Below are 17,380 nucleotides of genomic sequence, written 5' to 3'. Positions count from 1 at the left end.
TGAGTAATATTCAGGATACCATTATTACTCCTTGTACCTGTGCTTTTAAGAAATCATATAGCAGTCGTACGGTTGTGCCGGTGCCACCTTTTCCGCGGTAGTTGTCGGGAGCAGTTAGGAAGGCGGGACCGGCGATGTCGAGGTGTACCCAGGGGTAGCCTTCGATAAAGCGCTCCAGGAACTTGCCGGCCGATATGGCGCCCGCGTCGGTTTTCCCTAGGTTGGCAATGTCGGCAATGTCGGATTTGATGTGGTCAGCGTATTCATCCCAAAGCGGAAACTCCACGATGCGCTCGTGTACGCGGTGGCCGGCTTGCTTGAGTTGGTGCAGGCGCTCCTCATCGGCCGTGCCCATCGCCACGATGCCTTCTTTGCCAATGGCGCGGGCAGCAGCGCCCGTGAGCGTGGCAATATCAACCACCATTTCAGGCTCATATTTGCGGGCAAACGCCAAAGCATCAGCCAAGAGCAGGCGACCTTCGGCATCGGTGTTGAGCACTTCCACGGTGAGGCCGCTGTACATGGTAATTACGTCGCCTGGCACGAAGGCGTTACCGCCGGGGCGGTTGTCGGTGGCGGGCACCAAACCGATAACGTGCACGGGCACTTGGTTCTTGGCTAAGGCGTAGAGAACCCCTGCAACAGCTGCGCCCCCGGCCATGTCGCACTTCATCAGGTCCATGGAGTTTGGCGTAGGCTTCAGGCTCAAGCCGCCCGTATCGAATACCACGCCCTTGCCTACCAGCACATAGGGTTTGACATTTCTGGCGTTTTCCGGCTTCCATTCCATGATCGTGAACGTAGGCGGCTCGGGGCTACCTAGGTTCACGGCCAGCAGCCCGCCCATGCGCAGCGTTTCGATGTGCATCATGTCCAGAATTTCGGTGTGAAAGCCAGCCTCGTCGCCGGCCGCAGCCATGCGCTCGGCAAACTGGGTGGCGTTGAGCTTGTTTAAGGGTGCATTCACCAAGTCACGCGTTAAATAAACACCTTGCAGCAGACCCTCCAGCTCCTGCACCTGCTCCGCCGAAACGCCAGCACCCGTAAGAATCAGCCGCGCAAGGCGAGCGGGCGCTTTGCTCTTGGCATCTGTCTTATAGCCTTCAAATTGATAAGCGGTCAGGTAAATGCCCTCGGCCAGAGGAAGAGCGGCAGTGCCTGCTGTGGTCAGGTCGCGGATGTATAGCTCCTGCACTTTCGTTGCTTTCAGCAGGGCGTGTAGCTGGTAGCCCGTTTTGCGCAGCTCCTCGGCTACCAGATCTGGCGTTGCCTTCTTGGCTGCTACTACAAAATAGTGCTGATGCGTGAAATGGTTGACCGTGATAAGCTTAGCTTCTGAGGCCAGTTGCTCGTGCACGTACTGGCGGGCCGCTTCCGGTAGATCGGTTAGATCGGCGGACAACTCTTTGGTATCGGCCGATAAAATGAAAACGGAGTTGGCGCTTTGGGGTAGATCAGCGGCATACGCGAGTTGAAGGGGCATGGGAGTAGAAGCTAGGGGACGCAATACAGGAGCTAGGCTTACGCACAGAGACCACAATCGGCCGCAACGCACGTATCTTTGACGCGCAAGGTAGCCGTCTTTTAAGAGATGTTAGTACAGAGAAGTAAGAAGTGAGACTCTGTATTGCCGTTTTTCAGGCAGCTGTATTCGCACCGGATTTTTCTCGCTTCTTCTATTACCGCACATACGTTACGAAATGGACCACGTTAGCCCCAAAAAACACCTAGGTCAGCACTTTCTAGCTGAACCGTCTATCGCCCAGCGTATTGTCGAGTCGTTGCAGCTGCCTGATGGTGTAACGGAAGTGCTGGAAATAGGACCCGGCATGGGCGTGCTCACGGCTAATCTGCTGCAACACACCGAGTACCAGACGACCGTCGTGGAAATTGACCGCGAATCGGTGACGTACCTGAAGGAGCATTTTCCGTCCCTGCAAGACCGCATCATTTCTGCCGATTTCCTGCGGCAGGACCTAGGTCAGCTGTTTCCGGGTAAGCCGCTCAGCATTATCGGCAATTTCCCTTATAACATCAGCACGCAGATTTTCTTTCAGGTGCTCGATCATCGTCAGCAGGTGCGCGAAGTGGTGGGTATGCTGCAAAAAGAAGTGGCTGACCGCATGGCTGAGCCGCCCGGCTCAAAAGTGTATGGCATCACGAGCGTGCTGCTGCAAGCTTACTATACTATAGAGATGTTATTCACGGTGCCGCCGCACGTGTTCATTCCGCCGCCCAAAGTGCAATCGGCCGTTATCCGCCTCACGCGCAACGACACGGAAAAGCTGGACTGCGACGAAAAGCTGTTTTTTAAAGTAGTGAAGCAAGCTTTCCAAACGCGCCGCAAAACGCTGCGCAATGCCCTGAAACCCTTCGGAATGCCCGCAGAGCTGACAACTGATCCGATTTTTGACAAGCGCGCCGAGCAGCTAGGAGTGCCGGAGTTCGTGTGGCTAACGAAGTGGATAGAACAGAATCGGGCAACTGTATAATATGTCACTGCGGCATCCTCTTATGAAATTCAATCTGGTTTTAATTATTGCATTGGCAGTTACACTAAGTGCTTTCACAAGCGGCGAAAAGTTCTTTAGTGGCCGTATTATCTACAAGAATTCATTTACTAACCTTCAAGGAGATGATATTTCAGATAAGCTTGCTCCCTTTTTTGGTGCTGAGCAGCACTATTATATAAGCGGCCCGAATTACAAGGCTTATAATGAGAAGCAGCAGTTGCTACAGCTGTATACAGGTGCAAACAATGAGTATATCTATTTCAAAGATGGACAAGTAGCTCAAAAGTTTGACGCTGCCAAGCCAAGCTCTACTGATACGAAAGTGACGCCTCTAGCACAAACGGCAACGGTGCTGGGACATCCTTGTAAAGCTGTAGAAATAGTAGCTGGTGGAGTCACTACAGTGTATTTCTATGCTACCGATTTGAAGGTAAGACCTAAAGATTATGCTAAACACGCATTCGGCGACTGGTACACCTATCTAAAGGCAACCCAAGGGGGCTTGACATTGAAATATATGAGCACCAATCCAAAGGTTGGCTATGTTATGACTAGCGAGGCTGCCTCCGTACAGGCTATGCCTTTAACCTCAACTGAATTCTCCGTAACTGCGTCAGAACGCCAGTAAAATCCCATTACCAGAATGTCTCTTTGCCTTGTCATTGATGAAATGCACCCGTCGTTGGAGGCTATGCTCCGCGAAATTGGCGTACAGATTCATTTTCGGCCCGATCTGAAAGCTGCGGAAGTGTCGGCGGCCCTGGCCGCTCATCCGTACGATGGCCTGATGGTGCGCAGCAAGCTGCGCATTACGGCCGACGTGTTGGCTCACGGTCCGCACCTGCGCTATGTAGCGCGCGCCGGGGCCGGCGTTGACAACATTGATGAAGAAGCTTTGGCGGCGGCTGGGGTTACGCTGCTCAACGCCCCCGAAGGCAACCGCGACGCGGTAGGAGAGTTTGCTATTGGCTTGCTGCTGAGTTTGTTTCGCAACGTGGTCCGGGCTGATAAGGAAGTGCGGCAGGGCGTGTGGCGTCGCGAAGCAAACCGGGGCGAGGAGCTAGGTGGCAAAGTTGTGGGCATCATTGGCTATGGCCACATGGGGCGGGCTTTTGCGCGGCGGCTTTCGGCTTTTGGCTGCACCGTGCTGGCCTACGATACCGACCCAACCGTGCAGGCCGATCAATATGCGACCCTCGTGACCCTGGCCGAGCTGCAAGCCCGTGTCGAAGTAGTGAGCCTGCATTTTCCGTACTCCAAGGCCAATCACCACTTCATCAATGACGCGGTGCTAAGCGCTTTTCAAAACCCGATCTGGTTTATGAACACGGCCCGCGGCGAGGTGCTCGACCACGCCGCGCTGGTAGCGGCGCTGCAAAATGGCCGGGTGCGCGGGGCGGCGCTGGATGTGCTGGAAAACGAAAAGCTAGGTACGCTTACGCCCGAGCAGCAGGCGCGCTTCGATTACCTGAAAAGTGCTGATAACGTGATTTTATCCCCGCACATTGGGGGCTGGACGCACCAGTCGTACTATCGCATCAACGAGGTGCTGACCCGCAAAATCGCTGCTTTCCTGGCGCGCAAACCGGCGCAAGGGTAAGCAGAAGTTTAAAGCAGATTCGTATATTTGTCTCAAACCTGTTCGGAGAACGGTTGGCTTGGCCGACCGTTCTCCTTGTTTTTTAGCTTACCACCCTCCGACATGGCTACCATCAATTATTACACTCCCGAAGGCTTGCAGAAACTGAAAGATGAGCTGCAGGAGCTTAAAATCCGCGGTCGGGCGGACGTAGCCCGACAACTTGCCGAAGCCCGCGACAAAGGCGACCTAAGCGAAAACGCTGAATACGACGCCGCCAAAGACGCCCAAGGGCACCTGGAGCTGAAGATTGCAAAACTGGAAGAAGTGCTCGGCAACGCCCGCGTTATCGACGACACAAATATGGATACCAGCAAAGCCTTGATCATGAGCAAGGTAAAGCTGAAGAACCTGAAGAATAACGCCGTGCTCGACTACACCCTCGTAGCTGAGGAAGAGGCAAACCTAGCCTCCGGCAAAATCTCGGTGAAGTCGCCAATTGGGAAAGGACTGCTCGGTAAGTCGGTCGGCGATGTGGCCGAAATCACAGTGCCTGCTGGCAAGCTTCAGTTTGAGATTCTGGAAATCAGCCGTTAAGGTGAGATGGTGAACTAGTGAAGCGGTGAGTTTGCCGTTGCATTGTTCAAAGTTTACGAGAGGGTGAAGCCAGCGGCTTCGCCCTTTTTCTTTTTGCAGCGTACTTTGGCGCAGTAACTCTATTGAGTAGAGCCCACTCACCACTTCACCATATCACCACCTCTTCCTATGCCTTCCATCTTTTCCCGAATTGTGAGCGGCGAGCTGCCGGCTTACAAAGTTGCCGAGGATGAGCACCACTTGGCTTTTCTGGACATTACGCCGCTTGTAGAGGGACACACGCTGGTGATTCCGAAGCGCGAAATCGACTACATCTTCGACATGCCGCCGCAGGAACTGGCCGAGCTGAACTTGTTTGCCCAACGCGTGGCGCAGGGTGTGCGGGCCGCCGTGCCCTGCAAGCGCATCGGGGTGGCGGTCATTGGGTTAGAAGTGCCGCACGCGCACATCCACCTCATTCCGATGAACCACGTGTCGGACATGAACTTCGCTAACCCCAAGATTAAAGTGCCGGAAGACCGGATGCGGGAGCTGGCCGCCGCCATCATGGACAAGGTACCTAAGTCGGAACCACGCGGCGCGGCCGCCGACCCGGCGCTGGCTACCAAGAACGAAGAAACCAAAGCCGTGCGGGAGAAGGCTGCTACCACCGGGCCCGGCGAATCGACGGGCGGGCAGCTGAGCCAGCTCGTGGCCGGTTTGTATTTCGTGAGCGAGTCGGACGCGCCGCTCTCGCCCGTGAGCTACGACGCGCCCAGCGGGGAAATCACCGCCGAAGCCGTTCTGAAGGTGCTAGGGCAGCCCGCCGATACGAAAGTAGAAACGCAGGAGCTGACGTATTTCCTCCGTAACCACACCGCCGACCAGGGCGTGTTGAACGACGTGGACCTGGCAAACCGCTTCAAAGCCTTGCAGATGTATATGAAGCAGGAGTTGGAAGATACGACTGTGTACCGCCTTGGTACCGGGCCGCAGATCCAAGTGTACGCACTAGGCAAAACGGCTGATGGCAAGCTGTCCGGCTTCAAAACCGTGCTGACGGAAACCTAGGATAAACTGCTGCATTGCGCAAAAGCCCATCATGCTCTATTCGGCAGATGGGCTTTTTTTACGTGCTTTGAACACGAATCAATGCCTATTAAGAAAAACTCAGCAATGAAAATAAATGCTTTAGCTGCCTTGGTGAGCGGCGTGCTGGCGACGCAAGCTGCTCTGGCTCAAACACAATCAGCTTTCACCGTGCCTCAACCTGTCGAGCAGGCGCTGGCGCAGGTGCAGCCCAACGACATTAAAGCCCACATTCAGTACCTGGCAGACGACAAGCTGCAAGGGCGCCTACCTGGCACGCCTGGCTACCAGATGGCCGTAGATTACGTCACCGAGCAGCTCAAAAAGCTAGGTGCGCAGCCGGCCGGCGAGAAAGGAACCTACGTGCAGAAAGTGCGGCTGCGCCGGGCCTTCACCGCGCCCGGCGCCACGCTTTCGGTACAAGCCAAACAAGGACAAGCACCGGCTCTCACGTACGGGCAGGATTTTATGTTTTACCCCAACCCCGAGGAAACCCAAGTGAGCGTGCAGGCTCCGCTGGTGTTTGCGGGCTATGGCATCAGCACGCCCGAGCTAGGCTACGACGACTATGCCGGTCTCGACGCCAAGGGTAAAGTGGTGGTAATCGTGCGGGGAGCGCCGAAGAAGTTCTCTTCCACGGTGGCCCTCTACAACGAAGATCTGCTGACAATCATGCAAACCGCCGCCCGCCACGGTGCGGTGGGGGTGATGGTGGCGAGTACCAAGCCGAACGTCAGGCTGGTTACGCAGCCCAAAGGCGTAATCAGCGTGCTCGGGCCCAATGGGAAAGTGGCCGTTTCGCGCAGCTTCGCTACCAAGCAGATTCGGATGCTAGGCGCGGTAAACGCTGCTACGCTGCAAAACTTGTTTGTGGGAGCCGCTGCTGATACCGGACGCGTGCTGGCCTCGCTGCGCACCGACAAGCCGATGTCGCAGCCTTTAGCCGGCAACCTGACGGCGCAGTTTCGCTCGACTTACAAAGACGTGGACAGCTACAACGTGGTGGGCAAGATTCCCGGCTCCGATCCGAAGCTAAAGGACGAGTACGTGGTGCATAGTGCCCATCTCGACCACCTAGGTATCAGCACGCCGGTGGAAGGCGACTCGCTCTACAACGGCGCCCACGACAACGCCTCGGGCGTAGCGAGCGTACTGGAAATCGGGAAAGTGTATTCGCGGCTGAAAGAGAAGCCGAAGCGCTCGGTGCTGCTGGTGCTGGTGACGGGCGAAGAAATGGGCCTGATGGGCTCAGGCTATTTTGCGAAATACCCAACGGTGCCAAAAGCCCAGATCGTGGCCGACGTGAACACCGACATGCCCACCATCATCGCGCCGCTGCTGTCGGTGGTGGCGCTGGGAGGGGAGAATTCGTCGTTGCAAACGCAAGTGACCAATGCCGCCGGCCACCTAGGTCTGACCGTGGAGCCGGACCCCGAGCCCGACCAGAACCGTTTCATCCGCAGTGACCAATACAGCTTCGTGGCTCAGGGCATCCCGGCGCTACACATCAAATACGGCAACAAAACCCCCGACGGCCAGAACAACCTCAGCCAAACGGTGCAGCAGTGGCGCGCCAAGTATTACCACAAGCCCCAGGACGACATCAACGGCATGTTCGACTTTGAAGCCGGTAAGAAATACGTGCAGCTGAACTTCCTAATCGGCTACCAGATTGCGCAGAACCCTGTGCGGCCGACGTGGAACCCTGGTAATTTCTTCGGCCAGAAGAAGGTGCAGTAAGTCAGTTACTAGTTACCAGTTACCACAACACTACTAACCTAGGTATCAGGTAATCAAATAGTGGTAACTGGTAATTGGTAACTGATACCTGTATACCTGATTACTGTTCATTGTCAACTTTTGCTTGCAGGCGAGTTTGCACGTCGGGTGGCAGCTTGCTGAGTAAGTCGAGGCCGGTGGCGGCTTCGATGGCGTCGATGGACACGCGGTATTGATGCCAGTCGGGGCTGATGCTGTTGTCGTTTGGGGTATCGACGGCGATGATGCGCGCCTGACCGGCAGCAATGCGCTGCAAGTCGTTGCTGCCTTCGGGCAAGACGACCAGCACTTTCCATACGCGCTTCGGCACCGTCACGCGGCCGTTGTCAATAGTCGTGGCCAAGCCGTTGGCGCCAGTGCCGCCTTTGCCGTAGTTGCCCATGATGATGTAGATTTCGTTGCCGCGGTCGACCAGCGTGCGGCCATATTCTTCCAACCCCGACCACGTCCGCTGGTTGTTGTTGGGCGCCTGCGGAATCATGTTGGTCATCAGGAAGGTAGCCGAGTTGTCGTCGAGGTCGGTCGTACGGTCGGCGCTGGGGCAGTTGTGGCCTTTATCGAAGCCCGAGCCGCTGTAGCTGCGGGGCGTGACCTGGTAGAAGCCGCGGGGCAAAGCTAGGTCGGGGCGGAAGTCATCCTGGCGCGGGGCCGAGCCTCGCCAGGCGCGGTTCAGGTGCCAGCTCACCCAGGTTGGCGTGCCGCGGTTGGCATTGTAGCCAATCGTAAACTGCGGATGCACCAGCAGGTAGTTCGTGGCGTTGGCCGGGTTGCTGGTGGCGCCGCTCGGATTACCCAAGGCCATGTTATCGTCGCGCCCGACGACAATGGCGGTTGCTTGCCGGGAAGCGGGGGTAGCTTTCGGGCTAGGTGCCGGGGCGCTTTTCGCGGGCGTGCTGGCTACCGAGTTGCCGGTGGCATCCAGGCCGATATCATCAATGTTCAGGCGGTTCTTGCCTTTGTCTGTTTTCCGAATTTCAAGCCGAAGCGGACCCGTGCCGGGCGCCGCGAACGTAGTCGTGACCAGCCGGGTGCCGCTGGTGCGCACCGGCTGACCGAGGCGCACGAAGCGGCCGCCGCCGTCGGTGCTGGCCCACAGCTCCCAGGTGCTCGGCGCGTCGTCGCCGTAGCTGGCGCTGCTGATGCGGATGGTGCGCACCCCACGGCCCGCGTCGAAGTTCATGCGCAGCCGGCCTTGGTCACGGATGCGGGCGGCGTGCTCGCCGTGCTTGTGGTCTTGCTCGGAGGTGCCGATCAGCGCATCGGTGAAGTGCCAGGAGCCGGAACCTAGGTTCTCGTCGGCGTCGGCGTAAGCGCCTTTGCTGCCGGCTTCGAAGGTTTCGGGAAAGCCGCCGATGGAAGCCGCCGGCTGTTGGCTTTGCACCGCAATAGCTGGCGAGTCGGCAGGAGCACGCGCCGAAACAGTTTCAGGCTGTTGCTGCGAGCAGGCGAGTGGGAGAAGGGTAAGAAGAAACAGAGTCGTTGGGCGGCGCATTATACAGTTGAAATAAGGCTGTGCAAGATACGCGGCTCAAGCTAGCTGTTAGGTCGTAGGCAGCTATGAAAGGAGGAGCTTTCTAAGGTCTGATTCATCACTGGCTCCTACGAAGACCTAGGTCTGGCCGGGCAGCGGCATAACCTGCAAAGAAGCGTTGCTACATCTTACAGGCTATACACGTACAAGGCGAAAACTCCCGTACTTAGCTTCATGTTAAAGCGCCTGCACGTCCGCAATTTCACGGTTTTTGAAGATGCCAATTTCGAGTTCAGCGAGGGGCTGAATGTTATCGTGGGCACGAATGGCACGGGCAAAAGTCATGTGCTGAAGCTAGGGTATGCGGTGGAATATGTGAGAGATGAAGTAGAGGCAAATAGAGCTAGAGAGTCAAATGATGATCCGAGTTCTGAGGGTAGGCGACTTGATTGGTTAAGTGCTTTACGCCATTATTTAGGCGAAGTATTCCTGACGGGACCTGTTCGTAATCTTATTAGACGGGGAGCAGAAAAGAAGGGCGCTAAAGTCGCAATGTCTTTTGAAGAAGTAGATAGAGAATTGGACTTTGAGATTTCGGACGACTGGACAGTATCTGAAAGTTCTATGTTATCCTATAAGCTTCCTTCTGGAAATGGTGAAGTAGGAATTCCGATTTTTATTCCCCCTAAAGAGGTACTGTCTTTCTTTCCTGGTTTTATTAGTCTTAATAATAAGTACAGACTCAGTTTTGATATAACCTATGCTAATCTTTTTGATGCGTTAGCTTTACCCCTTTTGCGTCAACCCCCGCTCTTTGTTGAACCTATTATGAATAGCTTACAGACTATCATGAAAGGAAGAATCAGCTTAGAGAATGGACAATTCTACTTATACCCAAAGGATGGAAGACCATTTGAAATTAATCTAGTAGCCGAAGGCATTCGCAAGTTTGGAATGCTAGCACAGTTGCTTAACAACGGTAGCCTGACACCCGAAACAACTCTCTACTGGGACGAACCCGAATCCAACCTCAATCCTGCGCTGCTTAAACAACTAGCGGCGCTGCTAGTACAATTAGCTGCTCAAGGCTTTCAGATTATTCTAGCTACGCACAGTCTATTCCTGCTGAAGGAGTTTCATATTCTCTCCCGCGAACAGCCGCAGGCAAAAGTGCGGTACTTCGGCCTGACGGCCAAGCCCGGCGAAGCCACGCAGGTCGCCACTGCTGATAACCTAGAGCTGCTGCCCGACATTGTAGCGCTGGACGCGGAGCTGGAGCAGTCAGATCGTTTTCTGGACGTCTTGAACCAGGAGGATGCAGGCGTTTGATGAAGGAAGCATCCGCTTCACCTTTCCCGATAGTTGGTTTGTGCTGAAATACGATGATTGTCCGTACTACCGCGGTCCGGTTGTGCGAACCGGCACCGATGCGGCAGCCGTCGATTTTATCGTAGCGTCGCCAACCCAGCCTGCAACATTGATTTTAATAGAGGTCAAAGACTTTCGCCGATATGAGGTAGAAAACCGTTCGCGGCTCGTATCAGGAGATTTGGCAACGGAGGTGGCGCGTAAGGTGCTGGATAGCCTAGGTGCTTTGTTTGTAGGCGCTCGGGCCAACTATGCGGAGCTACGGCCCTTTGCGTCAATGCTATTGTTGCCACCTGACCAAATCCAGGTAGTGCTGTTGCTGGAAGAAGATCAGTTTACCCGCGGCAGTGGCAACACTCGTTCACGGCTGAAGCAGGACACGCAGCTAAAGCGCCGTGGCGATCTGCTGCAAGATTTAAAAACAAAGCTGAAGCCTTTCCGCATTTCACCTTCTCTCCATGATGCAGCCAATGTGCCTACCCAGGCTGGTTGGAGTGCGGTAGCCTTTCCTATTACACTAGCGTAAAGAACATTATAACCTAAACAATACCGATTAGTAATTCACTGCATGACCCACCTTTCCTCCCCCAAACTTCTCTTCGCCAGCCTCGCCGCGGCTGCGCTGCTCACCAGCTGCGGCGGCAAATCGGACACGCGCAAGCTGGCCGAGGCCGACGCCCAGCCCGAAGCCGTGTTCGAGCGGTTCAAACCTAGGTTCATCGATTCGCTTTGGTACTACAATCCTGAGTGGGCTTCCGGCGCCGGCTACCACAAGTACGATTCGCTGCTGGTGGTGCCCAACGCCGGGCGGCGGCAGATCGATTCGGCGTTTCAGGCGCGGGCGCGCAAGCAGCTGCTGAGTATCGATGTGCAAAAGCTCTCGGTGAACAACCAGACCGATTACCGGCTCATTGAGAACTACTTAAACGGCGTCCGCTGGTACGCCGACACGCTGCGAGACTGGGAGTGGAACCCTGCCAATTACAATCTGGCTTCGTCGGTGGCCGAAATCCTGAATGGGCGCTACCAGCCCTTGGATCGGCGGCTGCGGTCCATTTCGTTGAAAATCTCGCGGGCAACCGATTACTACGAAGCCGCCAAGGCCAACGTTAAGCAGCCGACTAAAGAGCACACCGAGCTAGGTATCTTGCAGAACCAGGGCGGACTGAACGTGTTCGGAAAAGCGCTGCTGGATTCGGTAGCTAGGTCGGGCTTGTCGGGACAGGAAAAGCAGCAGCTGCGCGACCGAATTACGGTTGCGCGGGATGCCATTACGGCATACGTCGACTTCCTGAAAAAGGAAATGCTGCCCGCCGGCAAGTTTCGCAGCTTCCGGTTGGGTAAAGCGTTGTTTGATCAGAAGTTCAACTACGACATCCAGTCGAGCTACACCGCTGACCAGGTGTACCAGAAAGCCCAGCAGCACCGCACCGAGCTGCTGCACGATATGGGCAAACGTGCCGCCCGGCTCTGGCCCAAGTACTTCGCCGGTCAGCCGATGCCCACCGATTCCGTGGTACTTATCAAGCAGGTAATCAGCAAGCTCTCGGAGAAGCACACCACGCAGGCCGGCTTCGTGGCCGCCGTGAAGGCGCAGATTCCGGTGCTGGTGAAGTTCGTGAACGACCATCAGCTGCTGACGCAGGACCCAACCAAGCCGCTGGTGATACGCGAAACCCCGCTGTATATGCGTGGCAGCGGGGCAGGAGCTTCCGTGTCGGCGCCCGGTCCTTACGACAAAGCGGCCGATACCTACTACAACGTGGAGCCGCTGGACGGACAACCGGCGGCGCAGGCGCAGAGCTACCTGCGCGAGTACAACGACTACACGCTGCAAATCCTGAACATTCACGAGGCCATTCCGGGTCACTACACGCAGCTCGTGTACGCCAACCGTTCACCTTCTATCATCAAAGCCGTGTTCAGCAACGGCGCCATGATTGAAGGCTGGGCCGTGTACGCCGAGCGCATGATGCTGGAAAGCGGCTACGGCGCGGGCACCGACGAAATCTGGCTGATGTGGGACAAATGGAACATGCGCGTGACGCTAAACACCATCCTCGACCATGAAGTACACGTCGGCACCATCACCGAAGCCCAGACCCTGGCCCTGTTGCAGCGCGACGGGTTTCAGGAGGAAAGCGAAGCCCGCAATAAGTGGCGCCGCGCCACCCTGTCGCAGGTGCAGCTCAGCAGCTACTTCACCGGCTACACCGCCATCTACGACCTGCGGGAGGAGTTGAAGAAGCGCGAGGGCAATGACTTCAGCCTCAAAGCGTTCAATGAGCAGTTTCTCAGCTACGGCAACGCGCCGGTTAAGTATATCCGGGAGATGATGCTGAAGAAGTAGGGCCTTTACCAGCGCTGGTAGCTTTTCGGCCCAGAGCTACCAGCTCTGATAAAGAAGCGAGTTGCAATACAAAAAGCAGCCGGAGCGGGAATTTTTGGGTGGTACTTGCTTGTCTGTGCTCCAACAAATTCTTTAAATCTAACTACCGGGAAGCTGAGTTAGCTTAGTCGCCCGTGAAGCCCTTCTTTTACCTGCCTATGAAAGTATCTGAACGCATGCGTGTCGTGGATGCGGACGATGAAAGCCTGCGCCGGCTGACCCACGAGCATCTAAAGGTGTTTGCCAAGTTCACTTCCGAAAACTGCGACATCTGTGAGCAGCTGGCGCCACCCTTTACCAAGTTCGCCGACCAGAAACCGTTCGAGCACGTTCTGTTTCTGCGCCTGAACTCGGATGAAAACCCCGTGGCGAAGAAGCTGATGCAGGAGAAAGTAGCGCCGTTCTTCGTAAGCTATTGCCAGGGGAGGATCTTGGAATGTGACGCCCTCACGACGGAGCAGGAAGTGCACGACATGCTCCAGCGCCTGCGCGATTTTGTGCCGGTCAGTGCCTAGGTAACTCTTTCGTTAAAAAAGCAAAACGGTGACGCGGCACAGGCTGCGTCACCGTTTTGCTTTTCAACCTAGCTTCTTTTGACCTAGCTTCGCAGGCGTGTTTTTTCTGCTTTCCAAACTTCTGTACTACGCCGTCATGCCGGCTACCTGGATGGTGGTGCTGCTGGTGGCGGCGCTGCTGGCCCGGCAGCCACGCTGGCGCAAGCGCTTCGTGGTGGCGGCGCTGGTACTCACGGTTATCGGGACCAATGCCGGCCTGGCCAACCTAGCCCTGCTTGCCTGGGAACTGCCTCCCGTGCCCTTGCGTACCATTGCCCCGCACGACGCGGGCATTCTGCTGACGGGCATGGCCAACACCCACAAGTCGCCGCACGACCGGGTGTACATTTCCAGCGCCGCCGACCGCCTCACACATACGCTGTGGCTGTACCGCACGCACCGCATCCGACGTATTATTGTGTCGGGAGGCTCTGGCGACGTTGATAAGCGAGTGCACACAGAAGCCGAAGAAGTGAATACGCTGCTGCGGCTTTCCGGCGTGCCGCAGGCGGACATTCTGCTGGAAGACCGCAGCCGCAACACCCGCGAAAATGCGCTCTATACGAAAGAGCTGCTTGCCAAGCATCCCGAAATCAAGTCATTAGTGCTGGTGACGTCAGCGTTTCATGAGCGGCGGGCCCTAGGCTGCTTCCACCGTGTAGGCCTCCACCCAACGCCGTTTCCCGTCGACTTCCGCACCACCGACCCTGAAGATTCGGCGGCAGGCTACTGGCCTATTCCCGAGGCCGGAGCGCTGGTCACCTGGAGCTTGCTCATCCACGAGCTAACCGGCTACGTGACCTACAAGCTGATGGGATATTGTTAGAAATGTTGAGTGTTGAGTTTTGAATGTTGAATTAGCAGATGAGAAGTTCTAAAAAAGAATTATTCAACCCTCAACCCTCAACACTCAACACTTCCTTACTCTACCTTTTTCTTTTGAACAGGTGCTTCGCCGCCGATCCAGATCGTTTTCTGGTTCACAAACTCGCGAATACCTAGGTGCGACAGCTCGCGCCCGTAGCCGGACTTCTTAACGCCACCAAACGGCATTTCCGGCGACGATTTCACCATCGAGTTGACGAACACCGCGCCCGACTCCACGCGACGGGCTAGGTCTTCGCCGCGCTTCACATCACGCGTCCAGACGGAGCCACCCAGGCCGAAGCGCGAATCGTTGGCCAGGCGCACGGCATCATCCGCATCTTTGGCTTCGAGCACAATAGCCACGGGGCCGAACAGCTCCTCGTGGTACGCGCGCTGGTTGGGCTTCACTTTCGAGATAATCATGGGGCGGAACAGGGCCGAGCCAGGCTTGTCTTGCCCACCGGCCAGCTCCACTTTGGCGCCGGCGGCCACGGAGTCGTTTACCTGCTGGGCCAGCTCGTCGGCGAGGTCGGGGCGGGCCAGGGGGCCAAACTGCGTGGCCTCATCGAGCGGGTCGCCGGTGCGCATGGCTTGCAAGTGCGCTCTGAGCTGCGTGATAAACTCCTTGACAACCGGCTTCTCCACGATAAAGCGCTTGGCGGCAATGCAGCTCTGGCCCGAGTTGATCATGCGGGCTTGGGCGGCGGTTTTGGCAGCTAGCTCCAGATCGGCATCGGCCAGGATGATGAACGGGTCGGAGCCACCTAGCTCAAGCACCGTTTTCTTGATGTTGGCGCCGGCTGTAGCGGCTACTTTCGAGCCGGCCAGCTCGCTGCCTGTGAGCGTGACGGCTTGCACGCGGTCATCCTCAATCAGCTTTTCCACCAGGTCGGAGCCGATGAGTAAGGCGCGGAACGTAGTAGGAGGGAAGCCCGCGTCGTGGAAGATTTTTTCCAAAGCTAGGGCGCACTGCGGCACGTTGGAAGCGTGCTTGAGTAAGCCCACATTGCCCGCCATCAAAGCCGGCGCTATAAAGCGCACGACCTGCCAGAATGGAAAGTTCCAGGGCATCACGGCCAGCACCACGCCCAGCGGCTGATACGCAATGAAGCTGCGTTGCGCTTCTGATTCGATGACTTCGTCGGCTAGGAAGGCTTCGGCGTGTTCGGCGTAGTAGTCGCAGGTGAGGGCGCACTTCTGAGCTTCGGCGCGACCATCAGTAATTGGTTTGCCCATCTCCAGAGCCATCAGGCGGGCTAGCTCGTTCTGGCGCTCACGCAGCAGCGTGGCGGCGCGGCGCATACATTCGGCGCGGTGCGCAAAGGTGGTGGTGCGCCAGGTGCCAGCAGCCTGGGCGGCTTGCGCCAGGATGCGCTCCGTTTTAGCCCAGGAAAAAGCGGTAAAGCGCTTCAGTACTTTGCCCGTGTAGGGGTTGAACGACTCGATTGCCATAAGAAGCAGATAATAAGAATGATGCGGTAAGCACAAAATCTTTCGGTGCGGTAAAAACCAGAACCTAGCCTACTTTGTAGTACTGCTTGCTATGTACCGCCAAAAGCCCGCTGCGGTTGGGAAAACCAGCTGTGGAAACTTAACGGTTGAGCACCCGTAGCATGCTACAACTGGCCGTGAAAAGACCATTTTGCTGGTTCTCATTGTCAAAGTGCGAGCTTAATCGTTTACTTTCGCCGCGTCATCTGCTTTTGTGGCTGGTGATTAGTTTAATTCCCTGCTGTAACCGTGTCTGCGACTCCCCCCGAATTACCTACGCCTGTTTCTGAGGATCTACTCGTGCAGCGCCTTCGGGCCCGGGACGAGTCTGCCATGACGCTCTTCTACGAAAAGTACTCCGCCGCGCTCTACGGCGTTATCTTTCGGATTGTAAAAAAAGAAGAAGTAGCGGAAGATGTACTACAGGAAAGCCTGGTCAAAATCTGGCATTCGTTCCAATCGTACGATGCTTCAAAAGGTAGGCTGTTTACCTGGGTTCTGAACATCAGTCGAAATTTAGCGATTGACAAAATCCGGTCTCGGCAGTACCGCGTAAATAGTCGTACGCAGCCGATAGAAGAAAGTGCCGCGCTACGTCAGGCCGCCGAACCCTCGTTTCGGCCTGAGCACATTGGTTTGCAGGAAATGACCCGCCAGCTCAACCCTGAGCAGAAGCAAATTATTGACCTGCTTTATTTTGGCGGATTTACGCAAAGCGAAGTGGCGGAAGAACTCAACTTACCCCTTGGCACGGTGAAAACCCGGGCCCGGGCAGCAATCAAAGTCTTAGCAAAATTGATTCGATAGTCGTGAACATCCAGGAATACATCGAATCAGGTATCCTCGAACAGTACGCACTCGGCGAACTGGACGACGCACAACGCGCTCAGGTAGAGCGTATGGCCACGGAGCACCCCGAGGTTCAGGCGGAGCTGGAGGATGTGCAGCGGGCCTTGAATGCCTACGGCGAAGCGCACGCCCTGACGCCTCCGCCGGGCATGAAGGAACGCGTGCTGGCCAATTGGCAGGCTGCCATCCAATCAGAGCCCGGGCAAGCACCCGCGGCACCCGCCACGGAGCCCGTGGTGCGCCAACTGACGCCACCTAGGTCTGAACCGGCCGCAGCAGAAATTGCACCTTCCCGTGTAAGCTGGAGCATGGCCGCAGCAGTTGCGCTGCTCTTGCTGAGCGCGGCTGCTAACCTGGTTTTCTACAATAAGTGGAAACAGGCGGAGAATGACCTGGCAGTAGCACAAAACCAACAAGCTAGCTTGGCTTCGACCATGCAGGCCGTGAACAAAAACCTGACGTACCGAAACCAGGAATTGGCTGTGCTGCGCAGCGAGCAGTTCAAGACGGTGGCCTTGCTGGGTACGCCCGCCGCGCCCGATGCCCGCGCCCGGGTGCTCTACAATCCCACTACCAAAGCCGTGTACCTCGACGTACGGAAGCTGCCAGCGCCGCCCTCGGGCAAGCAGTACCAACTTTGGGCGCTCGACCAGGGAAAGCCAGTGGATGCGGGTACGCTGGCTGCCGCTACGGTCGCCGGCGACAGCTTGCAGCAAATGAAGGATATAGCTAGTGCTCAAGCCTTTGCCATGACTGTGGAAAACGAAGGCGGCAGCCCGACGCCAACGCTTTCAACCATGACGGTGCTGGGCAAAATGTAAGCAGCCAACGCTAGGCTAGGTTCCGTATCTTTAC

The 17,380-nt window shown here is 56.3% G+C and carries 16 protein-coding genes; 13 read left to right on the top strand and 3 right to left on the bottom strand.

Annotation, left to right across the window (positions count from 1 at the left end; genetic code table 11):
- Positions 1 to 10 precede the first annotated feature (10 nt).
- Entirely contained in the window at positions 11 to 1,483 is a 1,473-nt protein-coding gene (locus tag IEX74_RS11135; RefSeq protein WP_188814037.1) for a leucyl aminopeptidase family protein, read from the bottom strand.
- 217 nt (positions 1,484 to 1,700) lie between these two features.
- Here IEX74_RS11135 and rsmA point away from each other — a divergent pair, with 217 nt between their 5' ends.
- From rsmA to IEX74_RS11105, 6 genes are all read left to right on the top strand, one after another.
- A complete protein-coding gene (rsmA, locus tag IEX74_RS11130) occupies positions 1,701 to 2,492 on the top strand; it encodes a 16S rRNA (adenine(1518)-N(6)/adenine(1519)-N(6))-dimethyltransferase RsmA (protein ID WP_188814035.1) in 792 nt (263 codons plus the stop codon).
- Positions 2,493 to 2,514: 22 nt separating this feature from the next.
- Complete coding sequence (locus IEX74_RS11125) at positions 2,515 to 3,141, top strand: hypothetical protein (protein WP_188814033.1); 627 nt, start codon at positions 2,515 to 2,517, stop codon at positions 3,139 to 3,141.
- 15 nt (positions 3,142 to 3,156) lie between these two features.
- The gene (locus IEX74_RS11120; protein WP_188814032.1) at positions 3,157 to 4,113 is read left to right on the top strand and encodes an NAD(P)-dependent oxidoreductase; all 957 of its coding nucleotides are present in this window, start codon (positions 3,157 to 3,159) and stop codon (positions 4,111 to 4,113) included.
- Positions 4,114 to 4,215: 102 nt separating this feature from the next.
- On the top strand, positions 4,216 to 4,689 hold the full coding sequence (greA, locus tag IEX74_RS11115) for a transcription elongation factor GreA (RefSeq protein WP_188814029.1): 474 nt from the start codon (positions 4,216 to 4,218) through the stop codon (positions 4,687 to 4,689).
- A gap of 168 nt (positions 4,690 to 4,857) precedes the next feature.
- On the top strand, positions 4,858 to 5,739 hold the full coding sequence (locus IEX74_RS23450; protein WP_188814027.1) for a nuclease A inhibitor family protein: 882 nt from the start codon (positions 4,858 to 4,860) through the stop codon (positions 5,737 to 5,739).
- Positions 5,740 to 5,844: 105 nt separating this feature from the next.
- Positions 5,845 to 7,497 (top strand): M28 family peptidase, encoded by a 1,653-nt coding sequence (locus IEX74_RS11105; RefSeq protein WP_188814025.1) that lies wholly within the window; start codon positions 5,845 to 5,847, stop codon positions 7,495 to 7,497.
- Positions 7,498 to 7,597: 100 nt separating this feature from the next.
- Here IEX74_RS11105 and IEX74_RS11100 read toward each other — a convergent pair whose 3' ends face one another.
- Positions 7,598 to 9,028 carry a DNA/RNA non-specific endonuclease gene (locus IEX74_RS11100; protein ID WP_188814023.1) on the bottom strand — a complete coding sequence of 477 codons (1,431 nt, stop codon included), beginning with the start codon at positions 9,026 to 9,028 and terminating at the stop codon, positions 7,598 to 7,600.
- 213 nt (positions 9,029 to 9,241) lie between these two features.
- Here IEX74_RS11100 and IEX74_RS11095 point away from each other — a divergent pair, with 213 nt between their 5' ends.
- From IEX74_RS11095 to IEX74_RS11075, 5 genes are all read left to right on the top strand, one after another.
- Positions 9,242 to 10,336, top strand: a complete 1,095-nt coding sequence (locus IEX74_RS11095; RefSeq protein ID WP_188814021.1) for an AAA family ATPase — start codon at positions 9,242 to 9,244, stop codon at positions 10,334 to 10,336.
- Entirely contained in the window at positions 10,323 to 10,901 is a 579-nt protein-coding gene (locus IEX74_RS11090; protein WP_188814019.1) for a hypothetical protein, read from the top strand. The genes IEX74_RS11095 and IEX74_RS11090 overlap by 14 nt, the downstream gene beginning before the upstream one ends.
- 42 nt (positions 10,902 to 10,943) lie before the next feature.
- Positions 10,944 to 12,725 carry a DUF885 domain-containing protein gene (locus tag IEX74_RS11085; protein WP_188814017.1) on the top strand — a complete coding sequence of 594 codons (1,782 nt, stop codon included), beginning with the start codon at positions 10,944 to 10,946 and terminating at the stop codon, positions 12,723 to 12,725.
- Between the two features lie 197 nt (positions 12,726 to 12,922).
- Positions 12,923 to 13,279 carry a thioredoxin family protein gene (locus IEX74_RS11080; RefSeq protein ID WP_188814015.1) on the top strand — a complete coding sequence of 119 codons (357 nt, stop codon included), beginning with the start codon at positions 12,923 to 12,925 and terminating at the stop codon, positions 13,277 to 13,279.
- A 136-nt stretch (positions 13,280 to 13,415) separates the two neighbouring features.
- Entirely contained in the window at positions 13,416 to 14,144 is a 729-nt protein-coding gene (locus tag IEX74_RS11075; protein ID WP_188814014.1) for a YdcF family protein, read from the top strand.
- A gap of 95 nt (positions 14,145 to 14,239) precedes the next feature.
- Here the strand turns inward: IEX74_RS11075 and IEX74_RS11070 are convergent, their stop codons facing one another.
- A complete protein-coding gene (locus IEX74_RS11070; protein ID WP_188814012.1) occupies positions 14,240 to 15,637 on the bottom strand; it encodes an NAD-dependent succinate-semialdehyde dehydrogenase in 1,398 nt (465 codons plus the stop codon).
- Positions 15,638 to 16,009: 372 nt separating this feature from the next.
- Here IEX74_RS11070 and IEX74_RS11065 point away from each other — a divergent pair, with 372 nt between their 5' ends.
- Positions 16,010 to 16,483: an RNA polymerase sigma factor gene (locus IEX74_RS11065; protein WP_188814011.1), complete on the top strand. Its 474-nt coding sequence runs from the start codon at positions 16,010 to 16,012 to the stop codon at positions 16,481 to 16,483.
- A gap of 2 nt (positions 16,484 to 16,485) precedes the next feature.
- Positions 16,486 to 17,346, top strand: coding sequence for an anti-sigma factor (locus IEX74_RS11060; RefSeq protein ID WP_188814010.1), 861 nt, complete (start codon positions 16,486 to 16,488; stop codon positions 17,344 to 17,346).
- The last annotated feature ends 34 nt before the right edge of the window (positions 17,347 to 17,380 follow it).

Source organism: Hymenobacter cavernae (assembly GCF_014641455.1).
Lineage (GTDB): Bacteria > Bacteroidota > Bacteroidia > Cytophagales > Hymenobacteraceae > Hymenobacter > Hymenobacter cavernae.
This window is presented reverse-complemented; position numbering and strand designations above follow the sequence as displayed.